The sequence below is a fragment of the Janthinobacterium sp. SUN033 genome (assembly GCF_030397595.1).
Taxonomy (GTDB): Bacteria; Pseudomonadota; Gammaproteobacteria; order Burkholderiales; family Burkholderiaceae_D; genus Janthinobacterium; species Janthinobacterium kumbetense.
Window position 1 is genome coordinate 1,449,891 of record NZ_JAPQNV010000001.1, and the last position, 14,125, is coordinate 1,464,015.

General features: G+C 67.2%; 13 protein-coding genes. 6 read left to right on the forward strand and 7 right to left on the reverse strand.

Features of this window, described 5'->3' with window-relative positions:
* The first annotated feature begins 10 nt into the window (after nucleotides 1-10).
* From OX460_RS06655 to OX460_RS06680, 6 genes are all read left to right on the forward strand, one after another.
* A complete protein-coding gene (locus OX460_RS06655) occupies nucleotides 11-655 on the forward strand; it encodes a hypothetical protein (protein ID WP_099664208.1) in 645 nt (214 codons plus the stop codon).
* A gap of 139 nt (nucleotides 656-794) precedes the next feature.
* Nucleotides 795-1,421 carry a response regulator gene (locus OX460_RS06660; protein ID WP_099664209.1) on the forward strand — a complete coding sequence of 209 codons (627 nt, stop codon included), beginning with the start codon at nucleotides 795-797 and terminating at the stop codon, nucleotides 1,419-1,421.
* Nucleotides 1,422-1,455: 34 nt separating this feature from the next.
* Nucleotides 1,456-1,818, forward strand: a complete 363-nt coding sequence (locus OX460_RS06665; protein ID WP_289898143.1) for an Hpt domain-containing protein — start codon at nucleotides 1,456-1,458, stop codon at nucleotides 1,816-1,818.
* Nucleotides 1,815-3,278 (forward strand): response regulator, encoded by a 1,464-nt coding sequence (locus OX460_RS06670; protein WP_289898144.1) that lies wholly within the window; start codon nucleotides 1,815-1,817, stop codon nucleotides 3,276-3,278. Before OX460_RS06665 ends, OX460_RS06670 begins: the two co-directional genes overlap by 4 nt.
* An 84-nt stretch (nucleotides 3,279-3,362) precedes the next feature.
* Nucleotides 3,363-6,806 (forward strand): response regulator, encoded by a 3,444-nt coding sequence (locus tag OX460_RS06675; RefSeq protein ID WP_289898145.1) that lies wholly within the window; start codon nucleotides 3,363-3,365, stop codon nucleotides 6,804-6,806.
* 33 nt (nucleotides 6,807-6,839) lie between these two features.
* The gene (locus OX460_RS06680) at nucleotides 6,840-6,965 is read left to right on the forward strand and encodes a hypothetical protein (RefSeq protein ID WP_257218626.1); all 126 of its coding nucleotides are present in this window, start codon (nucleotides 6,840-6,842) and stop codon (nucleotides 6,963-6,965) included.
* A 3-nt stretch (nucleotides 6,966-6,968) separates the two neighbouring features.
* Here the strand turns inward: OX460_RS06680 and OX460_RS06685 are convergent, their stop codons facing one another.
* From OX460_RS06685 to narJ, 7 genes are all read right to left on the reverse strand, one after another.
* Nucleotides 6,969-8,180, reverse strand: coding sequence for an NnrS family protein (locus OX460_RS06685; protein ID WP_289898146.1), 1,212 nt, complete (start codon nucleotides 8,178-8,180; stop codon nucleotides 6,969-6,971).
* Between the two features lie 110 nt (nucleotides 8,181-8,290).
* Nucleotides 8,291-8,953 carry a response regulator gene (locus OX460_RS06690; protein ID WP_034781594.1) on the reverse strand — a complete coding sequence of 221 codons (663 nt, stop codon included), beginning with the start codon at nucleotides 8,951-8,953 and terminating at the stop codon, nucleotides 8,291-8,293.
* A gap of 24 nt (nucleotides 8,954-8,977) precedes the next feature.
* Nucleotides 8,978-10,864: a type IV pili methyl-accepting chemotaxis transducer N-terminal domain-containing protein gene (locus OX460_RS06695; protein ID WP_354669818.1), complete on the reverse strand. Its 1,887-nt coding sequence runs from the start codon at nucleotides 10,862-10,864 to the stop codon at nucleotides 8,978-8,980.
* A gap of 41 nt (nucleotides 10,865-10,905) precedes the next feature.
* Entirely contained in the window at nucleotides 10,906-11,892 is a 987-nt protein-coding gene (gene moaA / locus OX460_RS06700) for a GTP 3',8-cyclase MoaA (RefSeq protein ID WP_251348986.1), read from the reverse strand.
* 88 nt (nucleotides 11,893-11,980) lie between these two features.
* A complete protein-coding gene (locus OX460_RS06705; protein ID WP_289898147.1) occupies nucleotides 11,981-12,727 on the reverse strand; it encodes a peptidylprolyl isomerase in 747 nt (248 codons plus the stop codon).
* A 15-nt stretch (nucleotides 12,728-12,742) separates the two neighbouring features.
* Nucleotides 12,743-13,429, reverse strand: coding sequence for a respiratory nitrate reductase subunit gamma (narI, locus tag OX460_RS06710; RefSeq protein ID WP_289898148.1), 687 nt, complete (start codon nucleotides 13,427-13,429; stop codon nucleotides 12,743-12,745).
* A gap of 34 nt (nucleotides 13,430-13,463) precedes the next feature.
* Nucleotides 13,464-14,120, reverse strand: a complete 657-nt coding sequence (narJ, locus tag OX460_RS06715; protein WP_289898420.1) for a nitrate reductase molybdenum cofactor assembly chaperone — start codon at nucleotides 14,118-14,120, stop codon at nucleotides 13,464-13,466.
* Nucleotides 14,121-14,125 lie beyond the last annotated feature (5 nt).

Here is a 14,125-nt window from a genome sequence, read left to right on the forward strand (position 1 = left end):
GAGCACCGCCATGAACGCCTTTCTCTCCATCCACCCCTTCCTGCGCTGCGAAGACCTGTCGCTGATGCGCCCGGCGCTGGCGCTGGCAGGCTTGCTGTTGCTGCTGGCCGCCCTGCTCTGGCGCCGCACCCGCTGGCGCCAGGCCGGCCGCGCGCCAGCGGCCGGCAGCAGCACGCCGTCCGACCTGCATCAACTGCTGCAGATGCGCAAAGCGGCCCCGCCGGCCAGGGGGGCTGACAGCGCACCGCCGCCGCAAGCGCCCAGGGCGCCGGGCGCGCCGCCATTCGAACTGGCCCGCCTGGACGCCATGTTCGGCCACGACCGGCGCCTGCAGGGCGAGATTCTGGCCCTGTTCGTGGCCGAGACGCGCGACCGCCTCGCCGGCATCGCCCATGCGCTGCGCTGCGAGCGGACCGCCCCGGCGCGCGTGCTGGCGCAGGAAATTCTCGACGGCAGCCTGGCCATGGGCCTGCTCCCCTTGCAGGCGCTGGCGCGCCAGGCCGTGCATGCGGGCTTTGCCAACGATATCGGCGCGCTGCGCCGCCTGCATGCGGAACTGCTGATGGCGCTCGACACGCTGTCGCAAGCCGTCACGGCCCTGCAAACGGGCGCGGTGCTGGCAGAGGAGCGCAGCGGCGCAGGCAGCCGGCCATGAGCGCGCATCCACCTGGCGCGCCTGCCCGGCCCTGAACCAGCCAGGTTTTTATTGAATTCATCTAATTCGTTAAAATTGATTTTTTGAGCGCGATTGCGTATCATCTCCTTCAACTTCATCCGCAACCAGACAGCCCATCATGCACACTGCAGACGTTTGCACTACCCAAAAGGCCGCCGAAATCCTCGGCATCTCGGTCACATCGGTGCAGCAACTGGTCGAGGCCGGCGTGATCGAAGCCTGGAAGACCAAGGGCGGCCACCGCCGCATTCCCCTCGCGGCCGTCGAAGCCTACAAGGGCAATCCCGGCCAGCCGGGCCAGGACCAGCGCGCCGCGCGCGCCGGCCGCCCCGCCCCGTCGGGCCGCCCGCCGTCCATCCTCGTCATCGAAGACAATCCGATCGAACGGGCGCTGTATGAAAAGCAGATCGGTTCCTGGGGCTTGCAGGCGGACTTGCGCTTTTGCGAAAACGGCTACCAGGCGCTGATGGAAATCGCCCGCGACCAGCCCGACATCTTGCTGGCCGACATCATCATGGAAGGCATCGACGGCTACGAGGTGATCCGCACCATCCTGGCCGACCCGCTGCTGGCGGACATGCACATCGCCATGCTGTCTAGCCTGACGCCGGAGGAACTGCAAGAACGGGGCGGCGTGCCGCCCGGCGTGGTGTTCTTTGCCAAACCCGTCAATTACGACGAGCTGCGCGGCTATCTGCGCGCCTGCTGCGCCGGCCATGCGCGGCGCAACAGCCTGGCCGCCTAGCCGGCCACCGCCTTCCCCCCGCCACGGAGCCGCCATGCCAGCCTATCGCCACATCGATCCTGCCGTGCTGTTCCAGGCCACCGGCCGCGACCTGGAGATGTTCCGCGCCCTGTCGCAGACCTACCTCGATACGGCGCCGGCCATGTTTGCCCGCGTCGAGCAGGCCGTGCGCGGCGGTGCGGCGCAAGCCATCGTGCACAGCTGCCATACCTTGCGCGGCACCGTCGTCCTGCTGGGCGCCAGCGCCCTGGCGGCGCGCCTGGCGGAATTCGAGCAGCTGGTGCGCCACCAGGGCGTGCCGGCAGCGAACTGGCTAGCTGAAACGGCGGCGCTGGTCGGCGCGGTGGAGCAGGAGGTACGCCGCAGCATGCTCGACTACACGGGCGCGCAGGCATGAACGCGCGCCAGGCCGCCCTGCGCCTGGTGCACCGCTATCGGCCACGCACCACGGCGGCCGTCGTGGGTCTGGTGCTGGTGGGCCTGCTGGCGCTGCGCATCGTCGTCTCCGGCGTGCTGCTGCACCGCGAAGCCGTCGATGACTGGAAACAGGACCTGTCCAACCTGTCGCTGCTGCTGGCGGAAAACACGGCGCAGAGCATGACGGCGGCCAGGCTGGTGCTCGACGGCGTCAGCCGCGACATCGATGCCGCCGCCCCCGCGGACGCGCAAGCGCTGGCCGCCGCCGTCGGCACCCCGGCCATGCAGCAGATGCTGCGACACAAGATCGGCGGCGTGCCGCAAGTGGACGGGGTATCCATCATCGGCGGCGATGCCAAGGTGCTGGCCTTCAGCCGCGCCTTTCCCGCGCCGCCCATCCGCCTCGACGAGCGCGATTACTTCGAGTATCACCGGCGCCACCCGGACGGCGGCATGCATGTCAGCGCGCCCGTGCAAAACAAGGGCGATGGCGCCTGGACCTTCTATATCAGCCGGCGCATCAGCGGCACGGACGGCCGCTTCCTGGGCGTGGTGCTGGTGGGCCTGTCGTGCGACTTCTTCAGCAAATTCTTCCAGAACACCAGCATCGGCGAACACACGGCCTTTTCCCTTTACCGCAGCGACTACACGCTGCTGGCCCGCTGGCCGGCCGTACCCTCCATGATGGGCAAGCGCAACCTGACGGGCAGCACCTACCGCCTGCTGGAACAGGGCAAGTCCGATGGCGTGCTGCAGGTGGACACGCCGCGCGCGGCCGACCAGGGGCGCGCGGTCGACCGCCTGGCCGCCATACGGCTGGTGCGCGACTATCCGCTGGCCATCAACGTGACCGTGACGGACGACGTCTACCTGGCGGGCTGGCGGCGCATGCTGCTCACCATGGGCGGCGCGGCCGTCGTCAGCCTGCTCGTGCTGGCCGCGGCCGTCGCGCTGATCCTGGCCCTGCTGCGGCGCCAGGAGCGCGACGCGGCCACGGTGCTGGCGCTGCAGGAGCGCGCGGCACCAGTGGATGCCGCCAAGCCGCCGGAACAGGAGATAGCGCAGGGCGCGCGCATCCTGCTGGTCGAGGATACGGTGCTGAACCGCCAGCTGGTGTGCCTGCAGCTGGGCACCTGCGGCTACGCCATCGACACGGCGGAGAACGGCGCGCTGGGCCTGCAAGCGCTGGCCGGACAGCAGTACGACCTGGTCCTGATGGATTGCATGATGCCCGTCATGGACGGCTACCAGGCGTGCCAGGCCCTGCGCGCCCGCGAAGCGGCCAGCGGCGCACGGCGCCTGCCCGTCATCGCCCTCACGGCCGGCGTCACCGACGACGACCGGCAGCGCTGCGCGGCGGCCGGCATGGACGATTACCTGTCCAAGCCCTTCACGGCCGCCCAGCTGCGCGCCATGGTGGAACGCTGGCTGGCGCACTAGCCTGGCGGCAAATTGGCCACACTATCACCTGCGTAGTCATGCGCAAAAGTTGTTCTCCGTGCATATCGGGTATAGCATCGCCACATGACCTACCACACAGACGCGGCGGCAGTGCACAGGCGATTGATCGAATGGCTGTTTTTGCTCCTCGGGCTGCTGATCGTGGCTGCCGCCCTCGCCTACGCGCACCTGGCCGAAGCGTCGCGGCACGATGCGGCCGAGCGCGAACGGCTCAGCGTGCTGACGGCGCTGCTGGCAAAAAATATCGAAGTCGACCTGGCGTCGACCAACCTGGTGCTCGACGGCGTGATCCGCGACTACCTTGCCGCCGGCGCCGCGCCCGACGCCGGGCAAGCGCTGCCCCGGCGCCTGGCCGCGCTGGTCGACGCCATGCCGGGCGTGCGCACCATGCTGGTCATCGATGCCGGCGGCAAGCCGGTCGCCACCAACATCCCGGAACTGGCCGGCCAGGATTTTTCCCGCCGCGGCTACTTCCAGACGGCGCGCGACGCCCCCGATGCGCGCATGCTGTACATCTCGGCGCCTTTCCTGTCCTTCAAGCGGGACCTGGTCATCACGGCGGCGCGCATGGTGCAGGACCGGCAAGGCCGCTTTGCCGGCGTCGTCGTGGCCACCTTCGACCCCGAGTATTTCACGGCCAAGTTCCGCACCGCCATGTATGCGCCCGACGTCTGGGCCGTGGTCGTGCATGGCGACGGCCGGCAATTCCTGAACTATCCCCCCAGGAACGCCAATGGCGGCAATGTGGACGCGCCCGGCAGCTTCCTGCGGCGCTTTCGCGACAGCGGCTTTCAGGCGGGCGTGCTGAGCGGCGTCGAGATTGCCGGCGCCGGCGGGTCCGCCTCCCCCCGCGTCATGGCGATGGCAACCATCGCCCCCGCCACGCTGCACATGGACCGCGCCCTGATCATCGGCCTGAGCCGCGAAGAAGCGGCCATCGCCGCCCCGCTGCGGCGCCAGGCGCTGGGCTACGTGCTCGGCTTTGCCATGCTGGCGCTGGCCGCGGCCAGCCTGCTGTTCTGGAGCCAGCGGCGGCGGCGGCAGCAGGCGGCCTGGCAGGTGGAACAGGAAAGGGAGCGCCAGGCCATGCAAGCCGTGTCCGACAGCGAAACGCGCTTTCGCACCCTGATCGAAGATGCGCCCGTGGCGATCGCCATCCTGCGCCATGGACGCTTCGTGTATTCCAATCCGCGCTACCGCCACCTGCATGGCTATGCGCCCGAGGACGACCTGAGCGGCCTGGCCTGGCGCACCATGCTCACGGCCGACTCGCAAGTGGCGCTGGCAAGCAACGAGGCGCTGATCGAGGCCGATTCGGCCAGCGAACAGGTGTTTGAAGCCGTCGGCCTCGACAAGCAGGGCCGGCCCGTGCCCATCCTCAAGACCAGCACGCGCGTGATGCTCAAGGATGGACCGGCCACCTTGATCTTTGCCCAGGATATTTCCGCACAAAAGCAGGCCGAGGCGGCCATGCTGCTGGCGCGCGACGGGGCCGAAGCGGCCAACCGCAGCAAGGCGGAATTCCTCGCCAACATGAGCCATGAAATCCGCTCGCCGCTGAACGCCATCCTCGGCATGGCCTGGCTGCTGGAAAGGGGCCGCCTGGATGAAGAGGGACTGTTGATGACGCGCAAGATCCGCGCCGCCGGCCAGTCCCTGCTGGGCATCATCAACGACGTGCTGGACGTCTCGAAAATCGAGGCCGGCCACATGCGCATCGAGCAGGCGCCGTTCCGCCTGGCCGAAGTGATCGAAAAGATTGCCGCCAGCATGGGCGTTGCCGCGCACGACAAGCCGATTGAGGTGCGGATCGGGCCGCTGCCCGACGGCATCGACCACATGCTGGGCGACGCGCTGCGGCTGGAGCAAGTGCTGGTCAACCTGGGCAGCAATGCCATCAAGTTCACGCCACAGGGCACGGTCGAGCTGCTGAGCACGCTGGACAGCCGCGACGGCGACGCCGCCGTGCTGCGCTTTTGCGTGCGCGACACGGGCATCGGCATCGCCCCCGAGGTGCAGGAAGCGATCTTTTCCGCCTTCGCCCAGGCCGACAGTTCCACCACGCGCCGCTTCGGCGGCACGGGACTGGGCTTGACCATCTGCCGCCAGCTGGTCCGTCTGATGGGCGGCACCCTGCAGCTGAAAAGCGGCCTGGGCCTGGGCAGCGAATTCAGTTTCACGGTGCCGGTGCAATTGATGCCCGCCGGCGCCCTGTCCTCGCCCGACATGCAGGGCCTGCATGTCTTGCTGGCCGATGGCAACGCCGGCACGCGCGAGGCGGTGGGCGCCGTGGCGCGCGGCCTGGGCTGGAACGTGCATGCCGTGTCCGGCGGCCAGGCGGCACTCGATTATGCGCTGGCTTGCGCCGAGGGCGAGCGGCCCGGCGTCGTGGTGCTGGCCGCGCACATGCCGGACCTGGACGGCGAAGCGACGGCGCGCGCGCTGCGCGAATACCTGCCGCCGCAGGACTGCCCCGTCGTCATCCTGGCCGCCAGCGGCGTGACGGCGACAGCGCCGGCACGGCGGCACACCGACCCGGCCTATGCCGCCGATGCCATCCTCAACGAACCGGTGACCGCTTCCAGCCTGTACAACGCGGCGATGGATGCGCGCCAGCAGCGGGCCAGGGACGCCGGCCTGGACGCCAGTCTGGTTCCGCTGGAAGAGCGCCAGCTGGCCGGCGTGCGCGTGCTGGTGGTCGACGACAGCGAAATCAACCGCGACGTGGTCAGGCATATCCTGTGCGACCAGGGTGCCGTGCCCTCGTTCGCCTGCGACGGCCGGCAGGCGCTGGACTGGCTGCTGGCCCACCCCGCCGACGTCGACGTCGTGCTGATGGATGTGCAGATGCCCGTCATGGATGGCTTGCAGGCGACGCGCGCGCTGCGCCAGTTGCCTCAGTTCCAGGACTTGCCCGTGGTGGCGCTGACGGCCGGCGCCTTCCAGACGCAGCGCACGGCGGCACTGGAAGCGGGCGTGAACCATTTCATCAGCAAACCGTTCGACGTGCCGCAGACCATCGCCCTGGTGGCGCGCGCGCACCGGCGTCATGCGCAAGTGCTGCCTGCCCTGCCGCCTGTCACGGCCGAAATGGCAATGACCGAGCCGCCGGCCGGCGCGGCGCCCGCGATCGACCTGGCGCAAGGGATGGCGCAGTGGCTCGATGAAGCGCCCTACCGCCAGCATCTGTTGCGTTTTAGCAACATCTACGGCAACACGGTCGGCGCCATGCGGGCGCTGCTGGCGACCGATGCGCGCGGCGATGCGGCCGCGCTGGCGCACAAGCTGGCCGGCGAGGCGGGCAGCCTGGCCCTGCCCGCCACCCTGCATGCGGCCCGGCATGCCGAACAGCTGCTGCACGCCGGCGACGATGCGGCCGCCGCGCTCGACACACTGGAGCAGGCGCTGGCGCACGCCATCGAGGCCGTCGCGACCTTCACGGCACGGACGCCGCCGTCCGACCAGGCGGCCGTACCAGAAACGCAACATGGCCGGGCATGCCAATGATAAACTTGCCAATATGAAAATTTGGGAGACGCCATGATCTGGTGCAGGGATTTACTGCTGAGAGCCTTGATGCTGGGCCTGCTGCTATTCGTCGTGGGCGAATCGCTGTCCTACTGGACGCCGGAAATCAGGAAACTGCTGGCCTGGCGCCCTTTCTGACGCTTAGCCTTCGCGGCCATCCACCCTGGCGCGCCACAGGTACGGCGCATACACGCACGCATACAGGCCAAAGGCCAGCGACCAGCAGGCGCCCGCTGCCAGCAGCAGCGGCATGGCCAGCGTTGCGGGACCGACGGCGGCCAGCAGGCGCGCCAGCGCGCCCAGCTGGATCAGCCAGTACATCGCCGCTTCCGCCCTGCCGCCTTTCAACGGCCGCCCCGTGTGGCCCAGGGTGGTGCGCGTCATCATGCCGATGATCAAGCCCGCCATCGAGCCCACCGTCAGCGCGTGAAACGCGGCGCTGGCTGGCAGCAGGCCCAGGCTGGCGGCCGCCAGCAGCGCAAAGCCGATGCCTATCCACGCATACGACAGGTGCAGGATCCACAGCAACGGCACGCGCAAAGTGCGCTGCGGCTGCCAGGCCAGCAGGTTGGTCAGCGAGACGCCGGCAGCACAGAAGGCCAGCGCCGCAGTCAGCCAGGATGGCGCGCCGGCCAGCCATGCGATCGCGGCCGCCGCCATGCAGGCCACGGCGATCAAGGCCCGCTGCGGACTGGCCACGGGCGTGCTGCCTGGCGCGCCATTGCGGGTGAACATGGGAATCACGCGCGCGCCGATCACCGATTCGATCAGCACGATGATGAAGATGGCCGCCTGCACGGGCAGGAACAGCGACAGCGGCAGCCAGCCCAGCGCGGCCGCGTGGAACAGGCCATTGGCCAGCGCCAGCAGGGCCAGCAAGCCGACGAGGAACAGGTTGCGCGTATTGCCCGAGCGGCGCAGCACCCGATACAGGGGCCAGGCGGCCAGCGGCAGGAACAGCCAGTCGACCAGCGCCGCCAGCAGGCTCGGGCCGCACAGCATGGCCACGCGCCCCGCCAGCCACAGCGCCGCCAGCGCCATCAGCGGCGCGCCGTGCGGCGTGGGCAAGCCCGTCCAGTTGCGTCCCGCCGTGTACAGGAAGCCCACGACGACGGCCAGCGCGAAGCCGAACACCATTTCATGCATATGCCAGCCCAGCCCCACGTGCAAGCCGCCCGCCAGCACGCCGAAGTAGCTGGCCAGCCACAGGGGAATGCTGATGGCCGCAAACACGGCCGCCAGCAGGTAAAACGGGCGGAAACCCAGTTGCCAGACGGCGTGGCCGGCATGCCAGGGCGCAGCGCCGGGGGCGGAGGGAGAAGGAGATGGTTCGCTGATCGGGGTGATGGCCATGATGGGCTCGCATTTAAAGATATATTCAATATACTACTTTAAAAGCGCAGCTGCCGCCATCGGCAAAAGGATTAGACGGCTAGCCCGCAAGGACTAGCCGCCGGCGCAGGCTACTTGCCCTGGCGGTGCTCGACCGCGTACACGGCCGCCTGCACGCGGCTGGTGAGGTTGAGTTTTTTCAGCACGTTCTGCACGTGGATCTTGACTGTGCTTTCGGCCAGGTCCAGCGTGCGGGCGATGCCCTTGTTGCTCTCGCCGCGCGACAGGCAGTCGATGATTTCCTTTTCGCGCGGCGTGAGCTTGTCCAGTTCCGACACGGGCTCCTCGCGCCGCGTGCCCGCCTGCAGCTGCGCCACCAGCTTGCCCGTCATGGCTTCGGCGATGACGACTTCGCCGGCGGCCGCGCGGCGGATGGCCCGCACCAGGTAATCGGCGTCGATATTCTTGATCAGGTAGCCGCAGGCGCCCGCGCGCAAGGCCGTCGCCAGGTCTTCCGCATCTTCGGACACGGTCAGCATGACGATGGCCGTGTCCGGGCAATCGTGCTGCATCAGCTGCAGCGCTTCCACGCCGGACATGCCGGCCATGTTCAGGTCCAGCAGCACCACGTCGGGCTGCAACTGGATGGCGCGCTTGATGCCTTCCACGCCATCGGCCGCCTCGCCCACGACGGAAAAGTCCGTATGCCGCTGCAGCAGCGAGCGTATGCCGCTGCGGAACAGCGCGTGGTCGTCCACCAGCATGACGGTGATCGGTTTATCGGGTGTCTCCATTTTTTTGTACTTTCAGGTGGTTACTTAGGCGGCGCGGCGCTGCTCGCGCGACAAATGCAGTTCGACGGTGGTGCCGCCGCCAGGACAGGCGTGCACGTCGAACGTGGCGTCGATGCGCTGCGCGCGCTCGCGCATGATGTGGATGCCGACATGGCTGTCGCCCTTTTCCAGCACGGCGCAGGCGTCGAAGCCGACGCCATTGTCGCTGATCGTCAAGGTAAAGTCCTGGTGGTCGGCGAGGCGCACCTCGACGTGGCTGGCCTGGGCGTGCTTGCGGATGTTCGACAGCGCTTCCTGCACGATGAATAATAACTGCAATTGCTGCTCGCGGGGGAATGGCGCGCCGTCGACATCGGCCAGCAGTTCGGCGTCGATGCCCGTCTGGCGGCGGAATTTGTCCACCGCGGCGCGCAGGGAGCCGATCAGGTCATCTTCCATCAGGCGGCTGCGGAAATTGGCCAGCAGTTCGCGCACGTCTTCATAGCTTTCCTTCACGCCCGCATGCAGGGCCGGCACGATGCCCGCCACCTCGTCGAAACGGGCGTTGCGTACGGAGTCGTCGAGCATCTGCACTTGCAGGTTGAGGAAATTGAGGCTTTGCGCGATGCTGTCGTGCAGCCCCTGCGCCACCAGGTTGCGCTCTTCGGAAATGGCCATTTCGCGTTCGCGCGCGGCCAGGCGCAGGTTTTCCAGCGCGATGCCCAGCAACTGGCCCAGCGTTTCCAGCAAGGCCAGCTCGCGCGCGGAAAACACGCGCGCATGGCGGAAATGCAGGTTGAAAAAGCCCAGGTGCTGTTCGTGCGCGTGGATATGGAAGACGGAGACGGTGGCAAAGCCCTCGCGGTGGCAGCGCAGCTCGTGCGCCTTGTCGATGCGGCGCATGTCGTGCACCTTCGCCACCTTCATCTCGACGGCCGTGCCGCACAGGCAGTCGCCCACCTTCAGGCAATGCTCGGACGCCACCAGTTCCTCGGACAGGCCGTGGTGCACCACCATGTGCAGGTTGCCCCGCTCGGCGTCGAGCACGCGCACGGTGGAGCCGTCGGCCTCGAAATAGTCGACGATGCGCTGCATGAAACCGCCACAGATGTCTTCCAGGGGCTGCGGGCGCTGCAGGAAGGCGGCGCTTTCGTACAGCAGCGCCAGTTCGCGGTTGCGGTATTCCAGCGTGGCCGTCTTGCTGCGCACGCCCTCTTCCAGGTTGCCGTACAGCGCCTGCAGGCGGTCGGCCATCTGGTTGAAGCCACTGGCCAGCTGGCCGAATTCGTCATTGCTCTCCACTGCCAGGCGCACGCTGAAGTCGCGTTCCTTCATGCGCTGCATGCCCAGCCGCAGGCGCGTGACCGGTTCGATGATCAGCATGAACATCAGGTAAATCATGCTGACCGTGCCGATGACGGCCATCCCGACCAGGATCAGTTGCGAGGCGCGCAGCCAGAAGGTGCGCTGTTCGCTATCGTGTTCGATCAGGCGCACCAGCTGGTCGACCTGGCCGACGAAGGTATCGGCGTCATGCTCGAACTGGCGCGCGCGCACGCTGGAATCGGCGGCCAGGGCGGCCGGACGCAGGGCGCCGCGCCAGGCGGTGCCGATGCGCTCGAATTCGGATTTGATGGCGCTGCTGGGCGGCAGGAACAAGGGGCGCTGCGGGTCGCCATGGCCGATCTTGGCCAGGGTCTCGTCGATCAGCAGCACTTGCTGGCGCGCCTGCTCGCCCGCATCGCTGGCAAGCAAAAGGGTCAGGCGGTAAGTCTGCATGCGCAGCCGGCCCGTCTCGTTGATGGCGGCCGAACTGCCTTCGAGCTGCCACGACAGGAACAGAGTGCAGCCGATGGCACTCAGGGCCAGCACCAGCATGAGCAGCAGCGCGCCGACGATTTTGGTCGACAGCTTCTGCCAGGAGGAAAACATCGCTTTAAATTTCATACACCCTTTACTTGGCACCGCCCCGTTCAGCCTCCGGTTTGGGCCATAAAACGGATAATCTTGTCCGGCTGCGTATTGAAATCATGCTGCTGCGGCTTGAGTTCGATGGCGGCACGGATCGCCGCCTCGATCTCCGCATCCGTGGCCCCGCCGCGCAGCATGGGGCCAAAGGCGAATTTTTCTTCCTGGCCCAGGCACAGGTACAGGGTACCATCGACGGACAGGCGCACGCGGTTGCAGGTGGCGCAAAAATGCTGCGACATGGGCGTGATGAAACCGATGCTCGAGCGTCCATCGGGTGTCGCCATATAGCGCGCCGGCCCGCCACCGAGCTCCATCGCCTGCGGCACCAGGCCAAAGCGGGCCGCCAGGCGCTCGCGCACGGGACCGAGCGGCATGTAGCGGGCATTGCGGCCCGTGCTGCCCATCGGCATGGCTTCGATCAGGCGCAGAATGAACTGCTGCTCGATGCAGAAGGCCGCCATGGCCTCGATCTGGCTGTCATTGACGCCGCGCATGGCCACCATATTGATCTTGATCGGATCGAAACCGGCCCCCTTGCCCGCCATCAGGCCATCGAGAATCGGCTGCAGGCTGTCGCGCCCCGTGATCTGCTGCATGCAGGCGCGGTCCAGCGAGTCCAGGCTGACGTTGATGCGGTCCACGCCGGCCGCACGCAGGGCCACGGCGTGCTTGCCCAGCTGCGTGGCATTGGTCGACAGCGACAGGTCCTGCAAGCCGGGCAGCGCGGACAGCCGCTGCGCCAGCTCCGGCAGGTTGCGCCGCAACAGGGGCTCGCCACCCGTCAGGCGCACGCGGCGCGTGCCGAGGCGCACAAAAATACCCAGCAGGCGCTCGATCTCGTCGAACGTCAGCCAGTCCTTCGGCTCTTCGAAACCGCGAAAGCCCTTGGGCATGCAATAACTGCAGCGCAAATCGCAGCGGTCGGTGACGGACAGCCGCACATAATCGATCGAACGGCCAAAACGGTCCTGCAACTTGACGCTACCCATGACGCTACTCCTGTTTCTTCCTTGATTGTAAAGGCTAGGGCACGATCTGGCTGTGCCCCAGAAGGCCTAGCGGCCTACGCCTTCCGGTCTATTGCACTAACGGACTGGCTGTGCCTTCCAGTTCGACGCCGGCGATCTCCGCGCGCCCCACCAGCAAGTGCAGATACTGGTGCACGGCGCGCTGCCACGCGGCCCGCGACAGGCGGTCGGCGATCTGCGCCTGCACCGCCTCGTAGGCGATGACCTGGCCTTCGACCCGGCGCAGCACCTGCACGATGTGGTAGCCGAAGCGCGTTTCCAGCAAATGGCCGGCCAGCGCGCCCTCTTCCAGGCGGAACAGCAGCGCGTCGAACTCCGGCACGCTCTGGCCCGGCGACAGCTGGCCCAGGTTGCCCCCCAGGGCGCCCGAGGGGCAGTTCGAATACTGCGCCGCCAGTTCGCCGAAGCGCTCGGGCGCCAGCTTCAGGGCGTCAAGCACAGCTTGCGCCGTGGCCCGCAGCAGTTCCAAAGGCGCCTCCGGCGTCACCTGGAACAGGATATGGCGCGCCTCGACCAGCGCCCCGCTGCTGAACAGCTGCGGGCGCTGCGCATAAAAGGTGCGGCAAGCCGCATCATCGGCGGGCGGCACGCGCACTTCCTGCGCAAACAGCGCTTCGATGCGGTCGTCCAGGCTGCCGCCCTGCACGCCGAGGCGTTCGACCTCGTCTTGCAGCAGCCGGCGCAGCACCAGTTCATGCACGGCCTGTTTCAGCGGATTGCCGGCGCCGTCGTGATGCGGCAATTCCTGCGCGATGTCGGCATCGTCGATATCGATGCCATTGACGGAGATTCCCATGATGTAGCTCCTTTCTTAACGGCGGCGCACCAGTTGATAGGCGCGGCCCAGATATCCGATGGCGCCAAAGCCGCTCCACACGTGCACCAGGCGGGTGAACGGGAAGATGACGAACAGCGACATGCCCATGAACAGATGCAGCTTGAACACCAGCGGCGCATCGACGATGAAGCTGGCGGCGTCGCCGCGGAAAGTCACGATGTGCTGCGCCCAGTTCATCAGCAAGACCATCATGTGGCCATCCATGTGCAAAGCCGAGACGAAGATCGACGACAGGCCCAGCAGCAAGGTCAGCAAGATCCAAAGCATCACCAGCTTGTCGCCGGCCGTGGTGACGGCGCGCAGCCGTTCATTGCCGAAGCGGCGCGCCAGCAGGATCAGGATGCCGATCAGGCACAGGCCGCCCATCACGCCGCCGGCCGCCATGGCCACGCCCTGCTTCAGGCTATGCGACACGCCCAGCGTATCCCACACCCAGACGGGGGTGAGCAAGCCGGCCGCATGGCCGAACAGCAGGCCGATGATGCCGATATGGAACAGAATATTGCCCAGGCGCAGGCTGCCGCGGTGCAGCAACTGGCTGGAATCGGACTTCCACGTGTATTGCTCGCGGTCGAAACGGATCAGGCTACCCAGGAAAAAGATGGCCAGCGCGATGTATGGATAAACACCATACACAAATTGATGCAAGTAATTACTCATGATGTACTCTCCTCATGCGGGCGCAGGCGGCCAATTAAGCGGCACGCCGCGGCTGCGGGTGAAAATGCACGGGATGGACGCCGCCCGCGACCTGGCCCTGACCTTGGCGCAGCAACGGCTCGACGCCGTCCGCACCGGGACCGAAGGTTTCCAGCGCTTCATCCATGTCGCGCACCGGCGGTTCGGCCAGCATTTCTGCCGCCACTGGGCTCAGGCGTTCGAGCAGCGTGAAGACGGGCGCATACGGGCTTCCGTTGGCCGTCAGCTTGCGGCCGATGTGCGCCAGCACGTGGACGGCGTCGCCCAGCAGCGGCGCCGAAACCGCCTCGTCGAGCTGCGCCAGGAACTCCAGGAACAGGGGCACGAAGTCGGGCAAGTCGTCGCCCACCATTTGCAGGCCGTGGCGCTTGTATTCCTCCATCAGGTCGACCATGGCCTGGCCCCGGTCGCGCGATTCGCCGTGGATATGCTCGAACAGGTGCAGCGAGTGCGAGGGATTGCGGTCGAAGGTGGCCACGTACTGCTGCTGCAGGTCGATCAGGCTGCTGCTTTCCAGATGCGCCAGCAAGGGCCGCAGCAGCGCGTGCTGCTCCGGCACGGCCGCCAATGCGGCGTCCAGTTGCGGCAGGTGTTCGATCAGCTCGGGCTCCGGATACAGCAGCAGACGAGAAAGGACTTGGTAGTGATGCATAGCGT

Coding starts and splice junctions, on each gene's coding strand:
- OX460_RS06655 (WP_099664208.1), top strand. CDS start 11: ATGAACGCCTTTCTCTCCATCCACCCCTTCCTGCGCTGCGAAGACCTG.
- OX460_RS06690 (WP_034781594.1), bottom strand. CDS start 8,953: ATGGAGACACCCGATAAACCGATCACCGTCATGCTGGTGGACGACCAC.
- OX460_RS06665 (WP_289898143.1), top strand. CDS start 1,456: ATGCCAGCCTATCGCCACATCGATCCTGCCGTGCTGTTCCAGGCCACC.
- OX460_RS06660 (WP_099664209.1), top strand. CDS start 795: ATGCACACTGCAGACGTTTGCACTACCCAAAAGGCCGCCGAAATCCTC.
- narJ (WP_289898420.1), bottom strand. CDS start 14,120: ATGCATCACTACCAAGTCCTTTCTCGTCTGCTGCTGTATCCGGAGCCC.
- OX460_RS06685 (WP_289898146.1), bottom strand. CDS start 8,180: ATGGCCATCACCCCGATCAGCGAACCATCTCCTTCTCCCTCCGCCCCC.
- moaA (WP_251348986.1), bottom strand. CDS start 11,892: ATGGGTAGCGTCAAGTTGCAGGACCGTTTTGGCCGTTCGATCGATTAT.
- OX460_RS06705 (WP_289898147.1), bottom strand. CDS start 12,727: ATGGGAATCTCCGTCAATGGCATCGATATCGACGATGCCGACATCGCG.
- narI (WP_289898148.1), bottom strand. CDS start 13,429: ATGAGTAATTACTTGCATCAATTTGTGTATGGTGTTTATCCATACATC.
- OX460_RS06670 (WP_289898144.1), top strand. CDS start 1,815: ATGAACGCGCGCCAGGCCGCCCTGCGCCTGGTGCACCGCTATCGGCCA.
- OX460_RS06680 (WP_257218626.1), top strand. CDS start 6,840: ATGATCTGGTGCAGGGATTTACTGCTGAGAGCCTTGATGCTGGGCCTG.
- OX460_RS06675 (WP_289898145.1), top strand. CDS start 3,363: ATGACCTACCACACAGACGCGGCGGCAGTGCACAGGCGATTGATCGAA.
- OX460_RS06695 (WP_354669818.1), bottom strand. CDS start 10,864: ATGTTTTCCTCCTGGCAGAAGCTGTCGACCAAAATCGTCGGCGCGCTG.